The organism is Pseudomonas sp. NBRC 111130, assembly GCF_001320485.1.
Classification (GTDB): Bacteria; Pseudomonadota; Gammaproteobacteria; order Pseudomonadales; family Pseudomonadaceae; genus Aquipseudomonas; species Aquipseudomonas vlassakiae.
In genome coordinates, this window is sequence record NZ_BCBG01000017.1 from 78225 (window position 1) to 104124 (window position 25900).

The following is a 25900-nucleotide window of genomic DNA, read 5'->3' on the forward strand; positions in this document are numbered from 1 at the left end:
GCGACAAATTGCTGCACCAAGCTGGTGCAGGCCGCGGCTTTCAGCCCCTGTGGCATACCAACGATATCACGCAGCCATGCTGCTCTGGATGAATGCGCCAATGCCGATCTTGCATAGGCGATGCAGATAGTACATAGGAAGCTACCTAACTCGGGTTACAATCGGCCTATCGCGTCACCCTTCCAGACAAGGTACTCCCGTGACAGCCGCCCTGCCCCCGACCGTCCTGCGCAACGTGCTGACCGCCCTGATGCTGGCGATCTTCCTTGGTGCCCTTGACCAGACCATCGTCGCCGTGTCGCTGCCGGCCATCTCGGCCCGGTTCAACGACGTCGGCCTGCTTGCCTGGGTGATTTCTGGCTACATGGTGGCGATGACCGTAGCCGTGCCGATCTACGGCAAGCTCGGTGACCTGTATGGCCGGCGGCGGATGATCCTTACAGGCATCAGCCTGTTCACCCTGGCCTCGATCGCCTGCGCCCTGGCTCAGGACATGCAGCAGCTGGTCATGGCGCGCGTACTGCAAGGCATCGGTGCCGGCGGCATGGTGTCGGTGAGCCAGGCAATCATCGGGGATTTCGTGCCACCGCGTGAACGGGGCCGTTATCAGGGCTACTTCAGCAGCATGTACGCCGTGGCCAGCGTGGCCGGGCCTGTGCTGGGCGGCTGGCTGACCGAATACCTGTCCTGGCGCTGGGTATTCTGGATCAACCTGCCGCTGGGCCTGCTCGCGCTGTGGGCGATTCGTCGCGCCCTGGCCGGCATGCCAGTGCAGCACCGCCAGGCCCGGGTGGATTACCTTGGCGCCGTGCTGCTGATTCTCGGCCTGGGCAGTTTGCTGCTGGGCATCACCCTGGTCGGCCAAGGGCAGCCCTGGACCGCTCCTCCCGTGTTGGCATTGTTCGCCTGCGCGGTGCTCGGCCTGGCCTTGTTCGTCGGCCACGAGCGTCGCTACGATGAACCGCTGCTGCCCATGGACCTGTTCGGCAACCGGGTGGCTGTGCTGTGCTGGGGGGTGATCTTCTTCGCCAGTTTCCAGTCGATCTCGCTGACCATGCTGATGCCGCTGCGCTACCAGGGCATCACTGGCGCCGGTGCCGACAGCGCCGCATTACACCTGCTGCCACTGGCCATGGGCTTGCCCCTGGGCGCCTTCACCGGTGGCCGCATGACCAGCCGCACCGGGCGCTTCAAACCACAGATTCTGGCCGGTGCCGTGCTGATGCCCATGGCAATCTTCGCCATGGCCATCACGCCCCCCCAGTCTGGCTTGCTCAGTGCCGTGTTCATGCTGCTGACCGGTATCGCCTGCGGCTTGCAGTTCCCAACCTCGCTGGTGGGTACGCAAAGCGCGGTGCAAAGCAAGGATATCGGCGTGGCCACCAGCACCACCAACCTGTTCCGCTCGCTCGGCGGGGCCATGGGCGTGGCCTGCATGTCCAGCCTGTTGCTGGCGCTGCTGCAACAAGGTGGTTTCGAGTTGCTGGGCAACCCGCTGCTGGGGAGCCTGAAGGCAGGTGAGGCGGACCCGCACACGCAGATGAAACTGCTGGAGACGTTCCGCCAGTTGTTGCTGGGCAGTGCGGGAATTGCCTTGCTGGGGCTGCTGGCGGCCCTGGCGTTGCCGGACCGGCAATTGCGCGGCCGTTAAGGGCTGTGGGAGCCCACAGCATTAATGCTCACTTAATACAAGAGGGAAACACTTCCTCACAATCCTTAACAAAGTGTCATTTGCGCAACGCAGGGCTCAAGCGCAGCATATCCAGCCCGGCATCGACCCATTTTTCCGCGTCGGGCAGCAGTTCGAAGCTGTCCGGCAGCAGCAACCAGCGTCCGATCAGGCCATCGACATAGGCGAACAAGGCCACGGCTGCTCGCTCTATATCCAGATCCGCGGGTAGCTGGCCACGGCGCACGGCATTGGCCAATGCCAGCTTGATGCCCACATGGCAATCCAGAACCGCGCCTTGGCGCTGCTGGCGAATTTCACACATGTCATCGGTGAACTCGCACTTGTGATGCAGGATTTCATTGATACGCCGGGTACGGGCGTCCAGTACCAGCTCGTTGAGTACCTGCAGCAACAGCTTGCGCATGCAGCCGAGCGGGTCCAGTTCGTCTTCACTTTCACTGGCCCGCGCCAGATGGTCATGGGTTTCATGCAGGCTGTCGAGCAGCGCCTGCACCAACTCCGCCTTGTTGTTGAAATGCCAGTAGATCGCCCCCCGGGTCACGCCCGCCAGTTCGGCGATGTCGGCCAATGTGGTGCGCGCGACGCCGCGCTTGTAGAAGGCCCTTTCCGCTGCCTCGATGATCTGGGCGCGGGTCTCTTGGGCTTCTTCTTTGGTTCGACGGACCATGGCAGTGCAACCTCATCTGGGCCCGCTGCGCTGTGCAGGGGGGAAACCGCCGGGGTCACCTCTGCAGGGTGACTCTCGGATGGGCTAATCAAGGGCTGCGGTAGTAGCCAAGTACTACCCAGCGGTATTTACAAACAACCGTGAATGTAAGTATATTCGTTAGTAAGCTATTTATCCACCGGATAGTTTTTTTCTGACAAGACTCTTCCATTACTCTTGAGCGTCTCCCTGCTCTTGCGACCCGAGGATCCTATGCAATTCAAGCCAGCCGTTACCGCTCTGGTTTCCGCCGTCGCCCTGGCAACCCTGCTAAGTGGCTGTAAGAAAGAAGAAGCCCCGCCCGCAGCGCAGGCTCCTCAGGTCGGCGTCGTGACCATCCAGCCACAACCCTTCACCCTGACCTCGGAACTGCCGGGCCGTACCAGTGCCTACCGCGTCGCCGAAGTACGCCCGCAGGTCAATGGCATCATCCTCAAGCGCCTGTTCAAGGAAGGCAGCGAGGTCAAGGAAGGCCAACAGCTGTACCAGATCGACCCGGCCGTGTACGAAGCCAACCTGGCCAACGCCCAGGCCAACCTGCAGTCCACCAAGTCGCTGGCCGAGCGCTACAAGCAGCTGGTCAACGAGCAGGCGGTGTCGAAACAGGAATTCGACGACGCCAATGCCAAACGATTGCAAGCCGAAGCTTCGCTGAAAAGCGCGCAGATCGACCTGCGCTATACCAAGGTCCTCGCACCGATCAGCGGCCGCATCGGCCGTTCCGCGTTCACCGAAGGCGCCCTGGTAAGCAATGGCCAGACCAACGCCATGGCCACCATCCAGCAGCTCGACCCGATCTACGTCGACGTCACCCAGTCCACCGCCGAGCTGCTCAAGCTGCGCCGTGACCTGGAAAGCGGCCAGTTGCAGAAGGCCGGCGACAACGCCGCCTCGGTACAGCTGGTGCTGGAAGACGGCAGCCTGCTGAAGCAGGAAGGCCGCCTGGAATTCTCCGAAGTCGCGGTCGATGAGACCACCGGCTCGGTGACCCTGCGTGCGCTGTTCCCCAACCCCGACCACACCCTGCTGCCTGGCATGTTCGTGCATGCGCGGCTCAAGGCCGGGGTCAATGCCAATGCCATCCTGGCCCCGCAACAGGGCGTGACCCGCGACCTCAAGGGCGCGCCGACCGCACTGGTGGTCAACCAGGAGAACAAGGTCGAACTGCGCCAGCTCAAGGCCAGCCGTACCCTGGGCAGCGACTGGCTGATCGAGGAAGGCTTGAACCCGGGCGACCGCCTGATCACCGAGGGCCTGCAGTACGTGCGCCCAGGTGTCGAGGTCAAGGTCAGCGACGCCACCAACGTCAAGCAGCCAGGCAAACCTGATCAGGCCAGCGCGGCCAAAGCAGACGCCAAAGCGGAGTAAACCATGTCGAAGTTCTTTATCGATCGCCCGATCTTCGCCTGGGTGATCGCCTTGGTGATCATGCTGGTCGGCGCCTTGTCGATCCTGAAGCTGCCGATCAACCAGTACCCAAGCATCGCGCCGCCGGCTATCGCCATCGCCGTGACCTACCCGGGCGCCTCGGCGCAGACCGTGCAGGACACCGTGGTGCAGGTCATCGAGCAGCAGCTCAACGGTATCGATAACCTGCGTTACGTGTCGTCGGAAAGTAACTCCGACGGCAGCATGACCATTACCGCCACCTTCGAGCAGGGCACCAACCCTGACACCGCCCAGGTCCAGGTGCAGAACAAGCTGAACCTGGCCACCCCGTTGCTGCCGCAGGAAGTGCAGCAGCAGGGTATCCGCGTCACCAAGGCAGTGAAGAACTTCCTGCTGGTGATCGGCCTGGTGTCCGAAGACGGCAGCATGACCAAGGACGACTTGGCCAACTACATCGTTTCCAACATGCAGGACCCGATTTCGCGGACTGCCGGTGTGGGTGACTTCCAGGTGTTCGGTGCGCAGTACGCCATGCGTATCTGGCTCGATCCGGCCAAGCTGAACAAATTCCAGCTGACCCCGGTCGACGTCAAGACCGCGGTGGCTGCACAGAACGTGCAGGTGTCCTCCGGCCAGCTCGGCGGGCTCCCGGCCATGCCAGGCACCCAGCTGAACGCCACCATCATCGGCAAGACCCGTCTGCAGACCGCCGAGCAGTTCGAAAAGATCCTGCTCAAGGTCAACAGCGACGGTTCGCAGGTGCGCCTGGGTGATGTTGCCCAGGTCGGCCTGGGCGGTGAAAACTATGCGGTCAGTGCCCAGTTCAACGGCAAGCCGGCTTCCGGCCTTGCAGTCAAACTGGCCACCGGCGCCAACGCCCTGGACACCGCCAAGGCCTTGCGCAAGACCATTGCCGACCTGGAACCGTTCTTCCCGCCTGGGGTGAAAGCGGTGTTCCCGTATGACACCACCCCGGTGGTCACCGAATCGATCAGCGGCGTGATTCACACCCTGATCGAAGCGGTGGTCCTGGTGTTCCTGGTGATGTACCTGTTCCTGCAGAACTTCCGCGCCACCATCATCACCACCATGACCGTACCGGTGGTGCTGCTGGGCACCTTCGGCATCCTTGCCGCTGCGGGCTTCAGCATCAACACCCTGACCATGTTCGCCATGGTCCTGGCCATCGGCTTGCTGGTGGACGATGCCATCGTCGTGGTGGAAAACGTCGAGCGGGTGATGTCCGAGGAAGGCCTGCCCCCCAAGGAGGCAACCAAGCGCTCCATGGAGCAGATCCAGGGCGCCCTGGTGGGTATCGCCCTGGTGTTGTCGGCGGTACTGCTGCCCATGGCGTTCTTCGGCGGCTCCACCGGTGTGATCTACCGGCAGTTCTCCATCACCATCGTATCGGCCATGGGCCTGTCGGTGCTGGTGGCGCTGATCTTCACCCCGGCCTTGTGCGCAACCATGCTCAAGCCGCTGAAGAAAGGCGAGCACCACACCGCCAAAGGTGGCTTCTTCGGCTGGTTCAACCGTAACTTCGACCGCAGCGTCAACGGTTATGAGCGCAGTGTCGGCGCGATCCTGCGCAACAAGGTGCCGTTCCTGCTGGCCTATGCGCTGATCGTGGTCGGCATGATCTGGCTGTTCGCCCGCATCCCAACCGCGTTCCTGCCTGAAGAAGACCAGGGCGTACTGTTCGCCCAGGTGCAGACACCGGCTGGCTCCAGTGCCGAGCGCACCCAGGTGGTGGTCGACCAGATGCGCGAGTACCTGCTCAAGGACGAAGCCGACACCGTATCCTCGGTATTCACCGTGAACGGCTTCAACTTCGCCGGTCGCGGCCAGAGCTCGGGCATGGCGTTCATCATGCTCAAGCCGTGGGGTGAACGTTCCAAGGAGAACAGCGTGTTCGCCCTGGCCCAGCGTGCCCAGCAGCACTTCTTTACCTTCCGTGACGCGATGGTGTTCGCCTTCGCCCCGCCTGCGGTGCTGGAGCTGGGTAACGCCACCGGCTTCGACGTGTTCCTGCAGGACCGCGGCGGCGTCGGCCATGCCAAGCTGATGGAAGCGCGCAACCAGTTCCTGGCCAAGGCCGCACAGAGCAAGATCCTCAGTGCCGTGCGCCCGAACGGCCTGAACGACGAACCGCAATACCAGCTGACCATCGATGACGAACGTGCCAGCGCCCTCGGCGTGACCATCTCCGACATCAACAACACCCTGTCGATTGCCCTGGGTGCCAGCTACGTCAACGACTTCATCGACCGTGGCCGGGTCAAGAAGGTGTACATCCAGGGTGAACCCAACTCGCGGATGAGCCCGGAAGACCTGCAGAAATGGTACGTGCGCAACGGCGCCGGCGAGATGGTACCGTTCTCGTCCTTCGCCAAGGGCGAGTGGACCTACGGTTCGCCGAAGCTGTCGCGTTACAACGGCGTCGAGGCCATGGAAATCCTGGGTGCCCCGGCCCCGGGCTACAGTACCGGCGACGCCATGGCCGAGGTCGAGCGCATTGCCAGTGAACTGCCAAGCGGCGTCGGCTTCTCCTGGACCGGCACGTCCTACGAGGAAAAACTCTCCGGTTCGCAGATGCCGGCGCTGTTCGCCCTCTCGGTACTGTTCGTGTTCCTCTGCCTGGCAGCGCTGTATGAAAGCTGGTCGATCCCGATCGCCGTGGTGCTGGTCGTACCGCTGGGTATCATCGGTGCACTGATCGCCACCAGCCTGCGCGGGTTGTCCAACGATGTGTACTTCCTGGTCGGCCTGTTGACCACCATCGGCCTGGCGGCGAAGAACGCGATCCTGATCGTCGAATTCGCCAAGGAACTGCATGAGCAGGGCCGCAGCCTGTACGACTCGGCCATCGAAGCGTGCCGCATGCGTCTGCGCCCGATCATCATGACCTCGCTGGCGTTCATCCTCGGCGTGGTACCGTTGACCATCTCCAGCGGCGCCGGCGCCGGCAGCCAGCACGCCATCGGCACGGGTGTGATCGGCGGCATGATCAGTGCGACCGTCCTGGCAATCTTCTGGGTACCGCTATTCTTCGTCGCAGTGTCGTCGCTGTTCGGCAGCAAAGAGCCGGAAAAGGACGCCACCCCTGAAACTCCACGTTATGAGGCTGGGCAATGACCAAGTCTTTGTTGTCCCTGGCGGTAACCGCTTTCATTCTCGGCGGCTGCTCGCTGATTCCTGACTACCAGACCCCGGAATCGCCGGTGGCTGCGCAGTGGCCGCAAGGCCCTGCGTACTCGCCGACCCAGTCGGCCGAAGTCGCCGCCGCCGAACAGGGCTGGCGCCAGTTCTTCCACGACCCGGCACTGCAGCAGCTGATCCAGACCTCGCTGGTCAACAACCGCGACCTGCGTGTGGCGGCGTTGAACATCGACGCCTATCGTGCCCAGTACCGCATCCAGCGGGCCGACCTGTTCCCGGCGGTTTCGGCCACCGGCAGCGGCAGCCGCCAGCGTGTGCCGGCGAACATGTCGCAAACCGGCGAATCCGGCATCACCAGCCAGTACTCGGCCACCCTGGGAGTCAGCGCCTATGAGCTGGACCTGTTCGGCCGCGTCCGCAGCCTGACCGAGCAGGCCCTGGAAACCTACCTGTCCAGCGAACAGGCGCGCCGCTCCACGCAGATCGCCCTGGTGGCCAGCGTGGCCAACGCCTACTACACCTGGCAGGCCGACCAGGCCCTGTTCAAGCTGACCGAAGAGACGCTGAAGACCTACGAGGAAAGCTACAACCTCACCCGTCGCAGCAACGAAGTCGGTGTGGCTTCGGCGCTCGACGTCAGCCAGTCGCGCACCGCCGTGGAAGGCGCACGGGTCAAGTACTCGCAGTACCAGCGCCTGGTGGCGCAGGACGTCAACAGCCTGACCGTGCTGCTGGGTACCGGCATTCCGGCCGACCTGGCCAAGCCGCTGGAGCTCGATGCCGACCAGCTGGCCGAAGTGCCGGCCGGCCTGCCGTCCGAGATCCTGCAGCGTCGCCCGGACATCCAGGAAGCCGAGCACCTGCTCAAAGCCGCCAATGCCAATATCGGTGCGGCCCGTGCTGCGTTCTTCCCGAGCATCAGCCTGACCGCCAACGCCGGCAGCCTGAGCCCCGACATGGGCCATCTGTTCGCCGGCGGCCAGGGCACCTGGCTGTTCCAGCCGCAGATCAACCTGCCGATCTTCAACGCCGGCAGCCTGAAGGCCAGCCTGGACTACTCGAAGATCCAGAAGGACATCAACGTCGCCAAGTACGAAAAAACCATCCAGACGGCCTTCCAGGAAGTCTCCGATGGCCTGGCGGCGCGCAAGACCTTCGAAGAGCAGCTGCAGGCGCAACGCGACCTGGTGCAGGCGAACCAGGACTACTACCGCCTGGCCGAACGCCGCTACCGCATCGGTATCGACAGCAACCTGACCTTCCTCGATGCCCAGCGCAACCTGTACTCGTCGCAGCAGTCGCTGATCACCGACCGCCTCTCGCAGCTGACCAGCGAGGTCAATCTGTACAAGGCGCTCGGCGGTGGCTGGTACGAGCAGAGTGGCCAGGCCAACCAGCAGGCTTCGGTGGACACACCGAAAGGCTGATCGACCGGCAACCGTCTCAAGCCCAGCCTCGCGCTGGGCTTTTTTGTGTCTCGCCTGTACTGGCCTCTTCGCGGGCTTGCCCGCTCCCACAGGTATTGCACAGAATCTGAAGGCTGTGCAGTACCTGTGGGAGCGGGCAAGCCCGCGAAGAGGCCGGTGCAGGCAAATAATTAACTAGACGTTACATAGCGTTCGATTACCGCCCAATACCGTTTGCGGCGAATTGCCTCACCCCCGCCCAGCCCCGCACCATCCCCCACGCAACGCTTCGCAAGTTCATCAAAAGACCCGCACCTACAGGCCGCATCCTGCCGAGTAGCGGGTCGCCCATAAAAACAAGAGATTTACGACAGATGAGCACTTCGCAACCCGCACGCCAGCTGCTGCCCGGCCTGTTGGCCATTTCTTGCGCCCTGCCCGTATACGCCGCCGACAATGGCGGGTTCCTGGAGGACGCCAAGGCCAGCCTCAACCTGCGCAACTTCTACATCAACCGCAACTTCGTCGACCCGGCTCATCCGCAAGGCAAGGCTGAAGAATGGACCCAGAGCTTCATCCTCGATGCCCGCTCCGGTTTCACCCAAGGCACCGTCGGCTTCGGCATTGACGTGCTCGGCCTGTACTCGGTCAAGCTGGACGGTGGCAAGGGAACCACCAACACCCAGCTGCTGCCCGTGCATGACGACGGCCGCCCCGCCGACGACTTCGGCCGCCTGGGCGTGGCCTTGAAAGCCAAGGTCTCCGAGACCGAACTGAAAGTCGGCGAATGGATGCCGGTACTGCCGATTCTGCGCTCGGACGACGGTCGCTCGCTGCCGCAGACGTTCCGTGGTGGCCAGCTCACCTCGAAAGAGATCGAAGGCTTGACCCTGTATGCCGGCCAGTTCCGCGGCAACAGCCCGCGCAACGACGCCAGCATGGAAGACATGTCGCTCAATGGCCGCGCGGCCTTCACCTCCGACCGTTTCAACTTTGGCGGCGGTGAATACACGTTCAACGACAAGCGCACCATGATCGGCCTGTGGGACGCCCAGCTCAAGGACATCTACCGCCAGCAGTACCTCAACGTGGTGCACAGCCAGCCATTGGGCGAATGGACGCTGGGGGCCAACCTGGGCTATTTCTGGGGCAAGGAAGATGGCGCCGAACGCGCAGGCCAGCTGGACAACAAGACCGCCTCGGCGATGCTTTCGGCGCGCTACAAGGGCAACACCTTCTACGTCGGCCTGCAGAAGGTCAGCGGTGACAATGCCTGGCTGCGGGTCAACGGCACCAGTGGCGGCACCCTGGCCAACGACAGCTACAACTCAAGCTTCGACAATGCCAAGGAGCGCTCCTGGCAGGTACGCCATGACTTCAACTTCGTCACCGTCGGCATTCCCGGCCTGACCCTGATGAACCGCTACATCAAGGGCGACAATGTCACCGCCGGCGGCGTGACCGACGGCAAGGAATGGGCACGGGAAAGCGAGCTGGCCTATGTGATCCAGTCCGGCACCTTCAAGGACCTGTCGGTGAAATGGCGTAATTCCACCATGCGCCGGGATTTCAGTACCAACGCGTTCGATGAGAACCGCTTGATCGTGAGCTATCCGCTGAATCTCCTCTAAATCCACCGGCATCTTCGCGGCTAAAGCCGCTCCCACAGGTACTGCGTCAGACCTGTGGGAGCGGCTTTAGCCGCGAAGAGGCCAGCTGCCCTTTAAATAATTAAAAGACATAACCACATCAATAAACCTTCTTTGACGACATATGCAGTAACCGCTTAAATCGAGCCCTGTTCCGCCGCAGAGCCTCGACATGGACCTTCGCCAACTGCGCTACTTCATCGCCCTCACCGAATACCGCAGTTTCGTCCGCGCCGCCGAAGCCATGGGCATCACCCAACCCGCCTTCAGCCGGGCCATCCAGAGCCTCGAACAAAACTTCGGCTGCCCTCTGGTCGACCGCGCCAGCAAAGCCCTGCACCCTACTCCCGAGGGCCTGGTGGTGCTGCAGCACGCCCGCCGCCTGGTGCAAGGCGCCAACCAGTTGAGCAATGAAGTGCTGCAGATGACCAAGCTCGACGCGGGTGAGCTGCATTTTGGCAGCGGCCCGGCCCTGGCTGTGCGCCTGGTCCCGCAAGCATTGCAGCATTTCATCGCCAGCCACCCCGGCATCCGCACGGCGCTGATGGTGGACAATGCCGAGCGCCTGGGCCAGGCCTTACGGCGCGAACAAATCGAGTTCTTCGTTGACGACATCCGCCCCTTCGAAGCCGACCCCAACTTCCATACCGAACCGCTCACGCCGCGCCCCGGGCTGTTCTTCTGCCGCCCCGGCCACCCGCTGCTGGCCAAGGACAGCCTGTCGACCAACGATCTGTTCGCCTACCCCTTGGCCAGCGCCCTGCTCGCCCCTGGCGTGCGCAAGCGCCTGGCCAACCTCAGTGGGCGCAGCGACTTCATCCCGCACCTGCAGACCGAGCACCTGGCGGTATTGCGCAGCGTGGTGCTGGCCAGCGATGCCGTGGGCACGGCCAGTGAAGAGGCCGTGGCCGAGGACCTCGCCAACGGGCGCCTGGTGCGCCTGCACTGGCGCAACCTGCCACCGGCACTGGAAGTGCTGAGCGTGAGGTGTGGAGTGGTCAGCCGCAGCGGCTACCGGTTGTCACCGGCGGCACGGGCAATGATCGAGACCCTGGTGGGGCTGGATGCACCAATGCGCGTGACGGCCATTCGCTGAGCTGATGATGGTGGTGGCTTCCGGCTATTCTGGGCTATATGGGTTGCCAGTCCCGGCCCTGTCGCGGGTACCCCCCCACAGGGATACCACAGCTGCGGAGAACTGCGCCGTACCTGTGGGAGCGGGTTTACCCGCGAAGAGGCCAGCACACCCCGATCAGGCAAACCAGGGAGGAACAACAATGAAAAACCTCGTCGAACACCTGAGTCAATACGCCAACTACCACCGCGACCCACGCAACATCGCCACTCACTTCGTCGGCATTCCGTTGATCGTCGTCGCCGTCACAGTGCTGCTGTCGCGCCCCGGCTGGGACGTTGCCGGTATCTGGCTATCACCTGCCCTGCTCGCCGCGGCCGCTGCCGTGCGCTTCTACCTGCGCCTGGACCTGCGCTTCGGCCTGGTCATGGGCCTGCTGCTGGGCCTGTGCCTGTGGCTCGGCCAGGCACTGGCCACGCAAACCACCGGCCTGTGGCTCGGCGCCGGGCTGGGTGCGTTCGTGGTGGGCTGGATCATCCAGTTCGTCGGGCATCATTACGAAGGCCGCAAACCGGCATTCGTCGACGATATCAGCGGGCTGATCATCGGCCCGCTGTTCGTGGTGGCTGAAGCGGCATTCATGTTGGGCCTGTGCCCGGCACTGAAACAGGCTGTGGAAGCCAATGCCGGGCCGGTGGCCGTGCGCGGGGTTTAACCCCGCGACTCTACGCCCAGCTCATCCCACACCGACTCGGCCAGGTGGAAGGTGGCATTGGCTGCCGGGATGCCGCAGTAGATCGCGCTTTGCATCAGCACTTCTTTGATCTCGTCGCGGGTCACGCCGTTGTTGGCTGCCGCGCGCAAGTGCAGCTTGAGCTCGTCGTTGCGGTTCATGCCGATCAGCATGGCGATGGTGATCAGACTGCGGGTGTGCCGCGGCAGGCCCGGACGGGTCCAGATGTCACCCCAGGCATGCCGGGTGATCATTTCCTGGAATTCGCCGTTGAAGTCGTTGAGCTTCTCCAGGCTGCGGTCCACATGGGCATCACCCAGCACCGCACGGCGAACCTGCATGCCAGCGTCGTAACGTTGTTTCTCATCCATGGCCAAATCCTCAGCGAGCCAGCAGGAAGTCGAGCACGCGGCGGCTGAATGCCTCGCCGATTTCGACGTTGGACAGGTGCGCGGCCGGGAACTCGGCGTAGGTGGCACCGATGATACCGGCCTGCATGAAACGGCCATGCTCCGGCGTGGTGACCACGTCTTCGGTGCCGGCGACGATCAGCGTCGCCACCTGGATGCGGCCCAGGTGCTCACGGAAATCGGCGTCACGCACGGCCGCGCAGTTGGCGGCATACCCTTGCGGGCTGGTTTGCGCCAGCATCTGGCAGATGCGCTGGGCTTCTTGTGGCTGCTGCTGGGCAAACGCCGGGGTGAACCAGCGGGCGATGGACGCATCGCGCAGGTCGACCATGGCTTGCTGGCCGCCCTTGAGCACGGTGTCGATACGGGTGTTCCACACCTCGTCGTTGGCGATCTTGGCGGCGGTGTTGCACAGGGTCAGGCTGTGCAGGCGCGCCCCGGCATGAATACCCAGCCACTGGCCGATCAGGCCGCCCATGGACAGGCCGACGAAGTGCGCGTGTTGAATGTCCAGCGCGTCGAGCAGCGCCAGTACATCCTGGCCCAGTTGCTCGATGCTGTAAGGGCCATCAGTGACCTGCGAAGCGCCATGGCCACGGGTGTCGTAGCGCAGCACGCGAAAGTGCTCGCTCCACAACGGAATCTGGCTGTCCCACATGCCCAGGTGAGTACCCAGCGAGTTGGACAGGACCAGCACCGGCGCATCGGCCGGGCCGTCGAGTTGGTAGTTCAGTACGCCATCGGCCAGTTGCAAGTGCGCCACAGCGGTCTCCTTCAGGCAGTCAAACGTTGATGTTCAGCCACGGCGCGCGCCACCCAGACGCGGGCCTGGCCGAGGTAATGAGCAGGATCGAGCAGGCGGTCGAGTTCTTCCGCGCTCAGCTCGGCACTGACCTGCGGCTCGTCACCCAGCACGGTGCGCAAATGGCGCTGTTCGGCCACGGCCCGCTGGCAGCATTGCTCCAGCAAGTGGTGGGCACGGTCACGGCCCAGGCGCTGGGCGAGCACGATGCTGACCGCTTCGGCCAGCACCAGGCCTTGTGTCAGGTCGAGGTTGCGGCGCATGCGCTCGGCATCCACTTCCATGCCTTCGGCGATCACCTGGGCCTGGCGCAGGGCGCCAGAGACCAGGCAGCAGATATCCGGCAAGGTTTCCCATTCGGCATGCCAAAGGCCGAGGCTGCGCTCATGCTCCTGGGGCATGGCGGCGAACAGCGTCGAAAGCAGGCCCGGCACGCGGATAGCGGCGCCGATAAGCACCGCCGCACCCACCGGGTTGCGCTTGTGCGGCATGGTCGAGGAGCCACCTTTGCCCGGTGCGGAAGGCTCGAACACCTCCCCGGCTTCAGTCTGCATCAACAGGCTGACATCACGGCCGAACTTGCCCAGGCTGCCGGCAACCAGGCCCAATACCGAAGCGAACTCCACCAGCCGATCCCGATGGGTGTGCCAAGGTTGCTCGGGCAGGCTCAGCTTGAGTTGTTCGGCCAGCGCTTCAGCCACCGGCATGGCCTTGCTACCCAAGGCCGCCAGGCTGCCCGAAGCACCGCCGAACTGCAGCACCAGCAGACGCGGGCGCAGTTCCTGGAGGCGCTGGCGATGGCGAGTCAAGGCACCGAGCACACCCGCCAGCTTCATGCCAAGCGTCACAGGCGTGGCATGTTGCAGCCAGGTGCGCCCCACCAGTGGCGTGTCGGCATGCAGCAAGGCCTGGCGAGCCAGGGTCTCGGCCAGCTTGCCGAGATCGGCTTCGATCAGGTCCAGTGCAGCGCGCAACTGCAAGACCAGCCCGGTATCCATCGCATCCTGGCTGGTGGCGCCCAGGTGCACGTAGCGTTCGGCTTCAGGCACACCACTGGCGATCACCTTGCCTAGCGCCTTGACCAGCGGGATCGCCGAGTTGCCGGCAGTGGCGATGGCATCGGCCAGGGCCTGCACGTCATAGCGCTCGGCCTGGCAAGCTGCCTCGATGGCCGCCACGGCGCTGTGCGGTACCAAGCCGGCGGCGGCCTCGGCACGCGCAAGCGCGGCTTCGAAATCGAGCATGCCCTGCAGCCGGCCACGGTCGGAGAACACATCGCGCATGGCCGGCGCGGTGAAGTAGGCGTCGAACAATTGGTTGCTCATGCAACGTCCTTAATCATCGTGGTGCAGGTATTCCGCCTGCTTGGGCAGGCGCAAGCTGAACAGGAAAGCGATTGCCATCATGGCCGTCACGTACCAGTAGAACGTGTTTTCCATGCCCATGGTCTTCAGGCCCAGGGCCACGTACTCGGCCGAGCCACCAAATGCCGCGTTGGCTACTGCATAAGCCAGGCCCACGCCCAGCGCACGGACCTGCGGCGGGAACATCTCGGCTTTCACCAGGCCACTGATCGAGGTGTAGAAACTGACGATGCACAGCGCCAGGGTGATCAGCACGAAGGCCATGAACGGACTGCTCACGGTCTTCAGCGCCATCAGCAGCGGTACGGTGAAGAGCGTGCCCAGCGCCCCGAACAGCAGCATCGAGTTACGCCGGCCGATGCGGTCGGAGAGCATGCCGAAAAACGGCTGCATCACCATGTACAGGAACAGCGCGCCGGTCATCACGAAACTGGCGGTCTTCGCCGGCATCCCGGCAGTGTTGACCAGGTACTTCTGCATGTAGGTGGTGAAGGTGTAGAAGATCAGCGAACCGCCGGCCGTATAACCCAGTACGGTGATGAACGCTGCGGTGTGGTGGCGGAACAGCCCTTTGATGGTGCCGGCGTCCTTGTCCTTGCGGGTTTCGGCGCTGCTGGTCTCGTGCAGCGAGCGGCGCAGCATCAGCGAAATCAGCGCGGCGATGGCGCCAACCACGAACGGAATGCGCCAGCCCCAGGCGCGCAATTCTTCATCGGTGAGCAGTTGCTGCATGATGACGACCACCAGTACCGCCAGCAACTGGCCACCGATCAAGGTCACATACTGGAACGACGCGAAGAAGCCGCGCTGGCCGCGCAGGGCCACTTCACTCATATAGGTCGCGGTGGTGCCGTACTCGCCTCCCACCGACAGGCCCTGGATCAGGCGGGCGAGCAGCAGCAGCGCCGGTGCCCAGGCACCGATGCTCGAATAGGTCGGCAGGCAGGCGATCATCAGCGAGCCGAAGCACATCATCAGCACCGAGATCATCAGGGAATTCTTGCGGCCATGGCGGTCGGCCAGGCGGCCGAACAGCCAACCACCGATCGGGCGCATGAGGAAACCTGCAGCGAAGACACCGGCCGTGTTGAGCAACTGCACGGTGGGGTCGTCGGAGGGGAAGAACGACGCGGCGAAGTAGATCGCGCTGAAGGCATAGACGTAGAAGTCGAACCATTCAACCAGGTTGCCCGATGAGGCACCGACGATAGCGAAGATGCGCTTGCTGCGCTCTTCACCGGTGTAATAGGTTGAGGTCATGGTGTGTTTACTCCTGAAGGGTCACAGGTAAGTCTAGACATACCCGGTAACACACTCGTTCAGCTTGCGGGCTGGCAAATGGCCTTGTGTCGAAAGCGCCGGCCTCTTCGCGGGTAAACCCGCTCCCACAGAGGGAGGCGTGGTTCCCCCTGTGGGAGCGGGTTTACCCGCGAAGAGGCCGGCACTGATCAAACGCGCTCGATGGCCAACGCCAGACCTTGGCCAACGCCCACACACATGGTCGCCAGGCCCTTGCGGCCGCCGCTCTTCTCCAGCTGGTGAAGTGCTGTCAGCACCAGGCGCGCACCGCTCATGCCCAACGGGTGGCCGAGGGCGATGGCGCCGCCGTTGGGGTTCACCTGCGGCGCATCGTCGGCAACGCCCAGCTCACGCAATACCGCAAGGCCTTGGCTGGCAAACGCTTCGTTGAGCTCGATCACATCGAAATCACTGACCGCCACACCCAGGCGCTCGGTCAGCTTGCGCACCGCCGGCACCGGGCCGATGCCCATGACACGCGGCGCGACGCCGGCGCTGGCCATGCCCAGTACCCGGGCGCGCGGGGTCAGGCCGTGTTTCTTCACTGCCTCGGCCGAGGCCAGGATCAGTGCCGCAGCGCCATCGTTGACGCCCGAGGCATTGCCGGCGGTAACCGTCTTGTCCGGGCCGTTGACCGGCTTGAGCTTGGTCAGCGCTTCCAGGGTGGTTTCCGGGCGCAGGTGCTCGTCACGCTCGACGATGGTTTCACCCTTCTTGTGGGCGATACGCACCGGCACGATCTCTTCGGCGAAGAAGCCGGCGGCCTGGGCCGCAGCCGCCTTCTGCTGGCTGCGCAGGGCGAAGGCGTCCTGGTCAGCGCGGGACACTTTGTAGTCATCAGCCACGTTGTCGGCGGTTTCCGGCATGGCGTCGACGCCATACTGGCTTTTCATCAGCGGGTTGATGAAACGCCAGCCGATGGTGGTGTCTTCCAGCTTCATGTTGCGCGAATAGCCGCTTTCGGCCTTGCCCATGACGAACGGCGCACGCGACATCGACTCGACGCCGCCGGCAATCACCAACTCCATCTCGCCGCTGGCAATGGCACGGAAGGCAGTACCGATGGCATCCATGCCCGAAGCGCACAGGCGGTTCAGGGTCACGCCCGGCACGCTCTCTGGCAGGCCGGCCAGCAACAGGGCCATGCGCGCGACGTTGCGGTTGTCTTCACCGGCCTGGTTGGCGCAGCCGAAGAACACTTCGTCGAGCTCGCCCCACTGTACCGACGGGTTGCGTTCGATCAGCGCCTTCAGCGGCACAGCCGCCAGGTCGTCGGCACGCACGCCGGCCAGGGCGCCGCCGAAGCGGCCGATCGGGGTGCGGATGGCGTCACAGATAAATACTTCACGCATCAGGCTTCTCCTGCCAGGGGTGCTACGTTGAGCCCAGATTAAGGAGACAGAGGGGTCGCTTACAATTCGATAATCGACTATATGTGCGATTATCGAACCAAATGTTGCTCTGCTATCCATCTCCGTTTACGGGGCCGCAGTGCAGCCCCGCCGGATCAGGTCGCGTCGGCGTGGCTCACCAGCCCTTTGACGATCACCCCCACCGTCGCCAGCGCCGCCGGCACCAGCAAGGCGGTCAAGACCTGCTCGAAATTCCAGCCCAGGCCCAACAGCGTTGCACCACTCCAGGCCCCAAGGATGGCGCCGAAGCGGCCGATACCCAGCATCCACGATACGCCTGTGGCGCGGCCTTGGGTCGGGTAGAAGCGTGCTGCAAGCGACGGCATGGCCGACTGCGCGCCGTTGACGCACATGCCAGCCACCAGCACCAGGGTCGCGAGCACGGTGATATTGCCCAGGCTCTGGCCCACGGCGTAGGCAAACACACCGGCCAGCAGGTAGAAGATGCCAATGACCTTGTGCGGGTTGAAGCGGTCCATGGCCCAGCCTACCGCTACAGCGCTGAGCACGCCGCCGAACTGGAACAGCGCACCGATGAACGCAGCCTGCTCCATGCTGGCGCCGCTGTCGCGCATCAGCGTCGGCAGCCAGCTGGTCAGCAGGTAGACGATCACCAGGCCCATGAAGTAGGTCAGCCACAGCAGGACCGTGCCCAGGCCATAAGTACCCGAGAAGATCACCGCAAACACATTGCGCGCAGCCACGGCCTTCTGCTCCGGCACACTGAAGCTGGTCGCCTGGGCCACCACCGCCGGCGCGATCGGTGCCAGGGTCTTGCGCACCTTGTCGTTACCGCGGTTGCGCACCACCAGGAATCGCGCCGACTCCGGCAGCCAGACCATCAGCACCACGGCCAGCAGCAGCGGCAGCACGCCACCGACCACCAGCAGGCTGTGCCAGCCGTAGGCCGGGATCATCTTCGCCGAAATGAAGCCACCGCCGGCCATGCCCAGGTTGAAGCCGCAGAACATGCTGGTCACCAGCAGCGACTTGAGGCGCTCAGGGGTGTATTCGGACAACAGCGTGGTGGCATTGGGCATCCCCGCCCCCAGCCCCAGGCCCGTGAGGAAGCGCAGCACCAGGAGCTGATCAACGTTGCTGGCATAGGCCGAAGCCAGGCTGAAACCACCGAACACCAGCACCGCACCGACAAGCACACCCTTGCGCCCGAAACGGTCGGCCAGCGGCCCGGAACCCAGGGCACCGAACACCATGCCGATCAGCGCGGCACTCATTACCGGGCCGAGGCTGGCACGGTCGATCCCCCACTCTTGCGACAGGGCTGGCGCGATGAAGCCCATTGCAGCCGTGTCGAGGCCATCGAGGAAGACGATCAAAAAGCAGAGGATCACCACGCGCCACTGATAGCGCGACAGCGGTTGTTGATTGATGAAGGACTGAACGTCGAGATCGTTCCCGACAGACTGTGGTTGGTTCATTGTTATTATCCAGAAAGGGGGCACGGTTCGGCCACTGCACCAGGGTCGACAGTACAGGGCTTGATAGCGATGAAGTGCGGCCTGAGTCAGCCTGGATACAACGGTACTGCGAACGGGTGCGGCCGCGGCAGTCGAGTGACAGTGGTCATGAGATGCGCCTCTTATGTTTTTCTTGTATCGGTCGGCTGAGCCGACCGTTGCGAGAGACATTAATCAGCGATTGGAGGAGGCGCAATTGACCCGGAGCGACACTGTGCGTTTATCGAACAGGAAACAGTCTCGCCAATGCTGTCAGCCGAACAACTGGTGACAAAGATCGCGGCTGGCCGCCAGCAGGATCGGCAGGAAGCGTTGCTCCAGTTCACTGCGCGTCACCCGCCCGACGTGAGTGCTCACGTTCAGCGCCGCCAGCACCTGCCCGGACGCATCATATATAGGCACGGCGATCGAGCGCAGCCCTTGTTCCAGTTCCTGGTCGACCACGCACCAACCCTGTTCCCGCACTTGCTGAATGCAGGCGAACAATGACTCTGGGTCATTCAGGGTACGACTGGTGCGCGCCTTGAGGTCGGCGCGGTCGAGGTATTCGCGCAGGCTGGTGTCGTCCATCGCCGCCAGCAGGATACGGCCCATGGACGTGCAATAGGCCGGCAACCGCCCGCCGACCGACAGGTCGACCGAAATCAGCCGCTCCACCGTAGCCGAGCGGGCTATATACAGGATGTCGTCGCCTTCGAGGGTTGCCATGTTGGCAGCCTCGTGCAACTGGTCGCTGATGCGGTCCAGGTAGGGCTGGGCCGACACCGCCAGCGGTGTTGACGACAAGTAGGCATGGCCCAGGGTCAACACTTTCGGCAACAGCGAATAGGTACGCCCATCGGTAGTGGCGTAACCCAGCTTGATCAAGGTGTGCAGGCAGCGGCGCACGGCAGCCCTGGGGATTTCCGTGCGATGGCTGATCTGGGCGATGGTCAGGTGGCGCTTGCGCTCCTGGAAGGCCTGGATCACCGCCAGGCCACGCGCCAGGGAGGTCATGAAATCAGGGTCACCCGTAAACGCCTGGATACGCTTGGCCGGCGAAGCCACGATCGGCGGTGCCAGCGCAGGTGCGCTTGGGCGGGGCGCTTCTGGGTTGGCAGTTTCGTTGGCCGTGGTTTCGTCGTTCATCGCTCACCTCAAATAAATCGCTGGCTCGTGCGATTATCGAACGAACGGCCGATAATCGCAATTGACCGCCGACAAATTTACTTATACCTTTCTCCTGCCACATGTGGCTTCTTTGGAGAGACTGGTCAGGTACCCACCGTAGAAGTCCCAAGGCAACGGCCTCGCCTCGTGCGGGGCCGTTTTATTTCTGCTTTGGTTAAAAAACAGTGAACTGCAGCAGGTACTGTTTGCTCAAAGTTTGTACGAACCGCCAAGGTTATTGAAACTTTGCACGCCATTACATAAACACCCCCTGTTTGACGATTTACTGATTGCTATAATCGATTCCGCTGGCCCGGATCGACACGCTGCCATGCAACACTGGCCAGGTTTCGTTCGCCCACAGCAGTCGCATGTATGGACAATTTGTCCTGTGCACAACACCAACCCACGACTACTCATTCAGGTATTACTGTGACGAAAGATGAACTGCGCGCAGAACTCGAGCGCCAGGCAGAACGTTACAAGGAAGTTTACGGTGGTGAAGTCACCACCTATGCCGCGCAACCGGAACCGGAACGCAAGCCGTGGCGCAAACGTGCCACTGTCCAGGACCAGGCGTTCAGCCAGGAACTGGAAAAAATGGAAAAGGAACTGCGCAGCGAGCAACCCTGATCTGCTCGCTGCACGGCCATCACGTCGCGGGCGCAGCGCCCTCGACGCGGCTTATCTTTACTGAAAAGCCGAGGATGAAATGGAATCACACAAATTTCATACAACCGTTTGAAGCCTGATCGCCCCTGGATTTTCCCGGATATTTGCCGTTTTTTTTGCTTTTTTCTCGTCTTTTTGCGGAACTTATTCCGCCAAATCTCGCCGCCAGCCAGGCTGAGAGCGCACTCACAACGCTGCCATCGGTCAGCAGTGGGTGCATCGATTGCCATGGTTTTCTGGCATAATCCCGCCCCCCTATGACCGCCAGACAACCTTCATGATCGATTTATTCAGCGGACTGGATGCCTGGGTATTGGTGAGCCTGCTGCTCGCCCTGACCTTCGTGCTCGCATTCGAGTTCATCAATGGCTTTCATGACACCGCCAACGCGGTAGCCACCGTCATCTATACCAAAGCCATGCCACCACACCTGGCCGTGTTCTTCTCCGGGGTGTTCAACTTCCTCGGCGTTCTGCTCGGTGGTGTCGGGGTGGCCTACGCCATCGTGCACCTGCTGCCGGTCGAGCTGCTGATCAATGTGAATACCGGGCATGGCCTGGCCATGGTCTTCTCGTTGCTGGCCGCCGCCATCACCTGGAATCTCGGGACCTGGTACTTCGGCATCCCCGCATCCAGCTCGCACACCCTGATCGGCTCGATCCTCGGGGTGGGCCTGGCCAATGCACTGATCAACGACATCCCGCTGGGCGATGGCGTCAACTGGCAGAAGGCGATCGACATCGCCATGTCGCTGGTGGTCTCGCCGATCGCCGGCTTCGCTGTCGCAGCCCTGGTGCTCATCGGCCTGAAATGGTGGCGCCCGCTGTCGAAGATGCATAAGACGCCGGAACAGCGCCGCAAGCTCGACGACAAGAAGCACCCACCGTTCTGGAACCGCCTGGTCCTGGTGATTTCGGCCATGGGCGTGAGCTTCGTGCACGGCTCCAACGATGGCCAGAAAGGCATCGGCCTGATCATGCTGGTGCTGATTGGCATCGTTCCGGCCAAGTTCGTCCTCGACCTGAACAGCACCACCTACCAGATCGAGCGCACCCGCGACGCCACCTTGCACATGAGCCAGTTCTACCAGCGCAACGCCGCCACCCTCGGCGAGTTCCTGGCACTGGGCAAGGCCAAGTCGACCGACTTGCCGGAGCAGTTCAGCTGCAACCCGCAACAGACCGAACCGACCATTGCCGCCTTGCAGGCGTCGCTGCAAAGCGTGACCGACTACCATGCGCTGGATGCCGAGAAGCGTGTTGAAGTGCGCCGCTATTTGCTGTGCCTGGACGACACTGCGAAGAAAGTAGGCAAGCTGCCTGGCCTGGAGGCCCGTGAAAAGGCCGACCTCGAGAAGCTGCGCAAGGACCTGACCGCCACGACCGAATACGCTCCGTTCTGGGTGATCGTGGCCGTTGCCCTGGCCCTGGGCCTAGGCACCATGGTCGGCTGGAAGCGTGTGGTACTGACCGTCGGCGAAAAGATCGGCAAGCAGGGCATGACCTATGCCCAGGGCATGTCTGCGCAGATCACCGCAGCCTGCGCCATTGGCATGGCCAACGTGTTCGCCCTGCCGGTGTCGACCACCCACGTGCTGTCGTCCGGCGTTGCCGGCACCATGGTCGCCAACAAGAGCGGCCTGCAAGGCGGCACCGTGAAGACCATCCTGCTGGCCTGGGTACTGACCCTGCCGGCCTCGATGGGCCTGGCGGCCGGCCTGTTCTGGCTGGCGTCCAAGGCACTGGCCTGAGCGATCCCGCTGCACTGAAAAGGCGCCCTGTGGGAGCGGCCTTGTGTCGCGAAAGGGCTGCGAAGCGGCCCCAGGATCTATGCAAAAGCACAGATTGCTGGGGCCGCTGGGCGGCCCTTTCGCGACACAAGGCCGCTCCCACAAAGGCCGCGCTGCCTTCACTTCTTCTTGCCACCCAGCAATGACCCCATCAACCCCCGCACCAATTGCCGCCCGAACTGATTGGCCGCCTGGCGCACCGCCGACTTGATCGCCTGCCCCGCCGCACTCTGCAAAAAATCCCCTGCCTTGTCGGCGAAACTCTCTTCATCCGCTTTCGGCACTGGCGCCGGCTCGACCGGCTCACCTTTGCGCTGGGTCAGCATCTCATACGCCGACTCCCGGTCGATCGCCTTGTCATACCGCCCCAGCAAAGGCGAAGCCGCAATCAACGCGCTGCGCTCGGCCGCACTCAGCGGCCCGATCCGCGATTGCGGTGGCGCGATCAGCACCCGCTGGACCATCGCCGGCGTGCCCTTGTCTTCCAGGGTGCCGACTAACGCCTCGCCAATCCCTAGTTCGGTCAGCACCGCCAGGCTGTCAAACGCCGGGTTCGGGCGGAAGCCATCCGCCACGGCCCTGAGCGATTTTTGCTCTTTGGCGGTAAAGGCGCGCAGGCCATGCTGGATACGCAAGCCCAATTGGGCCAATACGCTATCGGGCAGATCGCCCGGCGACTGGGTGACGAAATACACGCCAACCCCCTTGGAACGGATCAGCCGTACCACCTGTTCCAGACGGTCCTGCAGTGCTTTCGGCGTGCCGTTGAACAACAGATGCGCCTCATCGAAGAACAGCGCCAGTACCGGTTTGTCAGCATCACCGCGCTCCGGCAGTTGCTCGAACAGCTCAGCCAGCAACCACAGCAGGAATGTCGCGTACACCTTCGGCGCCTCATGCACCAGCCGGCTGGCGTCGAGCAGGTGGATACGCCCGCGGCCATCGGCATCCGGCCGCAACAGGTCCTCCAGTTGCAGCGCCGGTTCGCCAAACAGCGCCTCGGCCCCTTGCTGCTCCAGCGTCGCCAGCCGGCGCAGCAAGGCCTGAGTCGAGCCAGTGGTCATCAACGCACTGTCTTCGCCGAGCAGTTGCGGGTTGTCCTTCAGGTGCGCCAACAGGGCCTTGAGATCTTTCAGGTCGAGCAGCAGCAAGCCTTCGCGATCCGCCACCTTGAATGCCGCATACAGGGCGGCCTGCTGGCTGTCGGTCAACTCCAGCAGGTTGCCAAGCAGCAGCGGGCCCATTTCGCTGAGCGTGGTCCGCAACGGGTGCCCCGACTGCCCCGCCACATCCCAGAGCGTTAACGGATAGGCTTGGGGGGTATGCCCAAGCCAAGGCATGCCAGCGATTCGCTCGGCCACTTTGCCTTGTGGCGTGCCTGCAGCACCCAGGCCGCACAGGTCGCCTTTGACGTCTGCCGCGAACACCGCCACCCCGGCATCGCTGAACACCTCCGCCAGGTGCTGGAGGGTCACGGTCTTGCCAGTACCCGTAGCACCGGCGACCAGGCCATGGCGATTGGCCAGACGCATGGCTTGCTGGACTGGCTGACCGCCTGGGTCAGCACCTACAACTATGGTCGAACTATCCGACATCTCTCTCATCCCCCGCTCAAGCTTTGGCTTAATTCGGCCGATACCATTGGGTGATATTCGCCTTAATAGACAGGAGCAACCGAAAAGGACTTTTCGGGATGTTGCACTGTTTGCAGCGATACCGTGCGAACGCCCGATAAAACCTTAGCGGAATCGATTACGCCATGAACAAAAACCTGCGTTTCAGCCACAAGATCCTTCTGGCTGCGTCATTGATCGTGATACTCGCCTTCAGCCTGTTCACCGTTTACAACGATTACCTTCAGCGTAATGCGATCCGCCAGGATCTGGAGAATTATCTGGCTGAAATGGGCGAGTCCACTTCGACCAACATCCGCAACCTGTTCGATGGCCGTATCAAACTGGTCGAAAACCTGGCGCAGAACATTGCCCAGCAACCGGCCAACGCTGAAACACTGATGGGCCAGAATGCCCTGATCTCGAGCTTCCTCACGGTCTACCTGGGCAAGGTCGATGGTGGCTTCAGCGTGCGCCCTGATTCCAAGATGCCCGATGGCTACGACCCGCGCACCCGCCCCTGGTACAAGGACGGCATGAACGCGCAGGGCACCATTCTCACCGAGCCTTACATCGACATGGCCACCAACAAGATGGTCATCGGCATCATCAGCAAGGTTTCCGCCAACGTCGGCGTGGTCGGTGGCGACCTTGCCCTCGATGGCCTGGTACAAATCATCAACTCGCTGAACTTTGGCGGCATGGGTTATGCCTTCCTGGTCAACGACCAAGGCAAGATCCTGGTCCACCCGGACAAGGATCTGGTGATGAAGTCGCTGTCGGACCTGTTCCCACAGGACACGCCGAAACTGTCCGGCGCGCTGACCGAAGTCAGCGCCGACGGCCAAGCCCGCCTGCTGACCTTCACCCCGATCAAGGGCCTGCCTTCGGCCAACTGGTACATCGGTCTTTCGGTGGACAAGGACAAGGCCTTTGCCATGCTCAGCACCTTCCGCACCTCGGCGGTGATCGCCACGCTGGTGGCGGTGGTGATCATCATCGGCCTGCTCGGCCTGCTGATCCGCGTGCTGATGCAGCCGCTGCTCACCATGACCCGGGCCATGGAAGACATCGCCGAAGGTGAAGGCGACCTGACCAAGCGCCTGAGCATCCACAGCGACGACGAGTTCGGCATCCTCGGCAAAGCCTTCAACCGCTTCGTCGAACGCATCCACGGCTCGATCCGCGAAGTGTCGTCGGCGACCGAGCAGGTCAATGAAGTGGCCCTGCGCGTGATCAGCGCCTCGAATTCATCGATGGCCAACTCCGACGAGCAGTCCAACCGCACCAACAGTGTCGCCGCAGCCATCAACGAACTTGGCGCCGCTGCCCAGGAAATCGCTGGCAATGCCGCTCAAGCCTCGCAGCACGCCAGCTCCGCGCGCCTGCTGGCCGAGGAAGGCCAGCAGGTGGTGGAGCGCAACATCGCCGCGATGAACCGCCTGTCCGACCTGATCGTCACCTCGAGCGCGCACATCGAGACGCTCAACAGCAAGACCGTGAACATCGGCCAGATCCTCGAAGTGATCACCAGTATTTCCCAGCAAACCAACCTGCTGGCGCTCAATGCTGCGATCGAAGCGGCCCGCGCCGGTGAGGCCGGGCGTGGTTTCGCCGTGGTTGCCGACGAGGTACGCAACCTGGCGCACCGCACCCAGGAGTCGGCACAGCAGGTGCAGACCATGATCGAAGAGTTGCAGGTCGGCGCCCGCGAGTCGGTCGATACCATGAGCCAGAGCCAGCGCCACAGCCAGGACAGCATGCAGATCGCCAACCAGGCCGGCGAGCGCCTGGACAGCGTGACCGTGCGCATTGGCGAAATCGACGGCATGAACCAGTCGGTGGCCACTGCCACGGAAGAGCAGACCGCAGTGGTCGACTCGATCAACATGGACATCAACGAAATCAACATGCTCAACCAGGAAGGTGTCGAGAACCTCCAGGCCACCCTGCGCGCCTGCTCGGACCTGGAGCAGCAGGCCACCCGCCTGAAGCATCTGGTCGGCAGCTTCCGGATCTGACCGCCAGACCGCGTCGCCTGCTTCGCGGCTAAATCCGCTCCTACAGGATTGCGCAATTCCCTGCAGGAGCGCGGCTTAAGC

General features: G+C 62.9%; 18 protein-coding genes and 2 pseudogenes. 11 read left to right on the plus strand and 9 right to left on the minus strand.

The features are described from left to right. Positions 1-199: 199 nt before the first annotated feature. Entirely contained in the window at positions 200-1651 is a 1452-nt protein-coding gene (locus APH33_RS10390; RefSeq protein ID WP_054885043.1) for an MDR family MFS transporter, read from the plus strand. 76 nt (positions 1652-1727) lie between these two features. On the opposite strand, the gene ttgR is transcribed toward APH33_RS10390, so the two are convergent. After that, positions 1728-2360, minus strand: coding sequence for an efflux transport transcriptional regulator TtgR (ttgR, locus tag APH33_RS10395; RefSeq protein WP_054885044.1), 633 nt, complete (start codon positions 2358-2360; stop codon positions 1728-1730). Positions 2361-2612: 252 nt separating this feature from the next. On the opposite strand from ttgR, the gene ttgA reads away from it, so the two are divergent. From ttgA to APH33_RS10425, 6 genes are all read left to right on the plus strand, one after another. Next, a complete protein-coding gene (ttgA, locus tag APH33_RS10400) occupies positions 2613-3767 on the plus strand; it encodes a toluene efflux RND transporter periplasmic adaptor subunit TtgA (protein ID WP_054885045.1) in 1155 nt (384 codons plus the stop codon). Between the two features lie 3 nt (positions 3768-3770). Further along, positions 3771-6923, plus strand: a complete 3153-nt coding sequence (ttgB, locus tag APH33_RS10405) for a multidrug efflux RND transporter permease subunit TtgB (protein WP_054885046.1) — start codon at positions 3771-3773, stop codon at positions 6921-6923. Beyond that, a complete protein-coding gene (locus APH33_RS10410; RefSeq protein WP_054885047.1) occupies positions 6920-8374 on the plus strand; it encodes an AdeC/AdeK/OprM family multidrug efflux complex outer membrane factor in 1455 nt (484 codons plus the stop codon). The genes ttgB and APH33_RS10410 overlap by 4 nt, the downstream gene beginning before the upstream one ends. A 353-nt stretch (positions 8375-8727) precedes the next feature. Continuing rightward, on the plus strand, positions 8728-9984 hold the full coding sequence (locus tag APH33_RS10415; protein ID WP_054885048.1) for an OprD family porin: 1257 nt from the start codon (positions 8728-8730) through the stop codon (positions 9982-9984). Between the two features lie 190 nt (positions 9985-10174). Continuing rightward, positions 10175-11098 (plus strand): LysR family transcriptional regulator, encoded by a 924-nt coding sequence (locus tag APH33_RS10420; protein WP_054885049.1) that lies wholly within the window; start codon positions 10175-10177, stop codon positions 11096-11098. A 181-nt stretch (positions 11099-11279) separates the two neighbouring features. Continuing rightward, positions 11280-11792 carry a DUF962 domain-containing protein gene (locus APH33_RS10425; protein ID WP_054885050.1) on the plus strand — a complete coding sequence of 171 codons (513 nt, stop codon included), beginning with the start codon at positions 11280-11282 and terminating at the stop codon, positions 11790-11792. Here the strand turns inward: APH33_RS10425 and pcaC are convergent. The 7 genes from pcaC to pcaR all read right to left on the minus strand — a co-directional run bounded on the left by pcaC (position 11789) and on the right by pcaR (position 19703). Further along, positions 11789-12181: a 4-carboxymuconolactone decarboxylase gene (gene pcaC, locus APH33_RS10430; RefSeq protein WP_028635111.1), complete on the minus strand. Its 393-nt coding sequence runs from the start codon at positions 12179-12181 to the stop codon at positions 11789-11791. The genes APH33_RS10425 and pcaC overlap by 4 nt on opposite strands. A gap of 10 nt (positions 12182-12191) precedes the next feature. Beyond that, positions 12192-12983, minus strand: coding sequence for a 3-oxoadipate enol-lactonase (gene pcaD / locus APH33_RS10435; RefSeq protein ID WP_054885051.1), 792 nt, complete (start codon positions 12981-12983; stop codon positions 12192-12194). 11 nt (positions 12984-12994) lie between these two features. After that, a complete protein-coding gene (locus APH33_RS10440; protein WP_054885052.1) occupies positions 12995-14347 on the minus strand; it encodes a 3-carboxy-cis,cis-muconate cycloisomerase in 1353 nt (450 codons plus the stop codon). Between the two features lie 9 nt (positions 14348-14356). Further along, positions 14357-15646 carry an MFS family transporter gene (locus APH33_RS10445; RefSeq protein ID WP_054885053.1) on the minus strand — a complete coding sequence of 430 codons (1290 nt, stop codon included), beginning with the start codon at positions 15644-15646 and terminating at the stop codon, positions 14357-14359. A gap of 188 nt (positions 15647-15834) precedes the next feature. After that, positions 15835-17040, minus strand: coding sequence for a 3-oxoadipyl-CoA thiolase (gene pcaF / locus APH33_RS10450; RefSeq protein ID WP_177332383.1), 1206 nt, complete (start codon positions 17038-17040; stop codon positions 15835-15837). A gap of 152 nt (positions 17041-17192) precedes the next feature. Further along, positions 17193-18536 carry an MFS transporter gene (locus APH33_RS10455; RefSeq protein WP_054885055.1) on the minus strand — a complete coding sequence of 448 codons (1344 nt, stop codon included), beginning with the start codon at positions 18534-18536 and terminating at the stop codon, positions 17193-17195. Positions 18537-18827: 291 nt separating this feature from the next. After that, positions 18828-19703: a pca regulon transcriptional regulator PcaR gene (pcaR, locus tag APH33_RS10460; RefSeq protein ID WP_054885056.1), complete on the minus strand. Its 876-nt coding sequence runs from the start codon at positions 19701-19703 to the stop codon at positions 18828-18830. A 453-nt stretch (positions 19704-20156) separates the two neighbouring features. Here pcaR and APH33_RS10465 point away from each other — a divergent pair, with 453 nt between their 5' ends. Further along, positions 20157-20357 (plus strand): hypothetical protein, encoded by a 201-nt coding sequence (locus APH33_RS10465; RefSeq protein WP_027917930.1) that lies wholly within the window; start codon positions 20157-20159, stop codon positions 20355-20357. Positions 20358-20673: 316 nt separating this feature from the next. Further along, the gene (locus APH33_RS10470) at positions 20674-22146 is read left to right on the plus strand and encodes an inorganic phosphate transporter (RefSeq protein ID WP_054885057.1); all 1473 of its coding nucleotides are present in this window, start codon (positions 20674-20676) and stop codon (positions 22144-22146) included. A 158-nt stretch (positions 22147-22304) separates the two neighbouring features. On the opposite strand, the gene APH33_RS10475 is transcribed toward APH33_RS10470, so the two are convergent. Next, positions 22305-23780 (minus strand): helicase HerA-like domain-containing protein, encoded by a 1476-nt coding sequence (locus tag APH33_RS10475; protein ID WP_054885058.1) that lies wholly within the window; start codon positions 23778-23780, stop codon positions 22305-22307. A 164-nt stretch (positions 23781-23944) separates the two neighbouring features. On the opposite strand from APH33_RS10475, the pseudogene APH33_RS27950 reads away from it, so the two are divergent. Both APH33_RS27950 and APH33_RS27955 read left to right on the plus strand, forming a co-directional pair. Further along, a pseudogene (locus APH33_RS27950) lies at positions 23945-24961 on the plus strand (cache domain-containing protein); the annotation flags it as partial. 261 nt (positions 24962-25222) lie between these two features. Beyond that, positions 25223-25819, plus strand: a pseudogene (locus APH33_RS27955) (methyl-accepting chemotaxis protein); the annotation flags it as partial. Between the last annotated feature and the right edge of the window lie 81 nt (positions 25820-25900).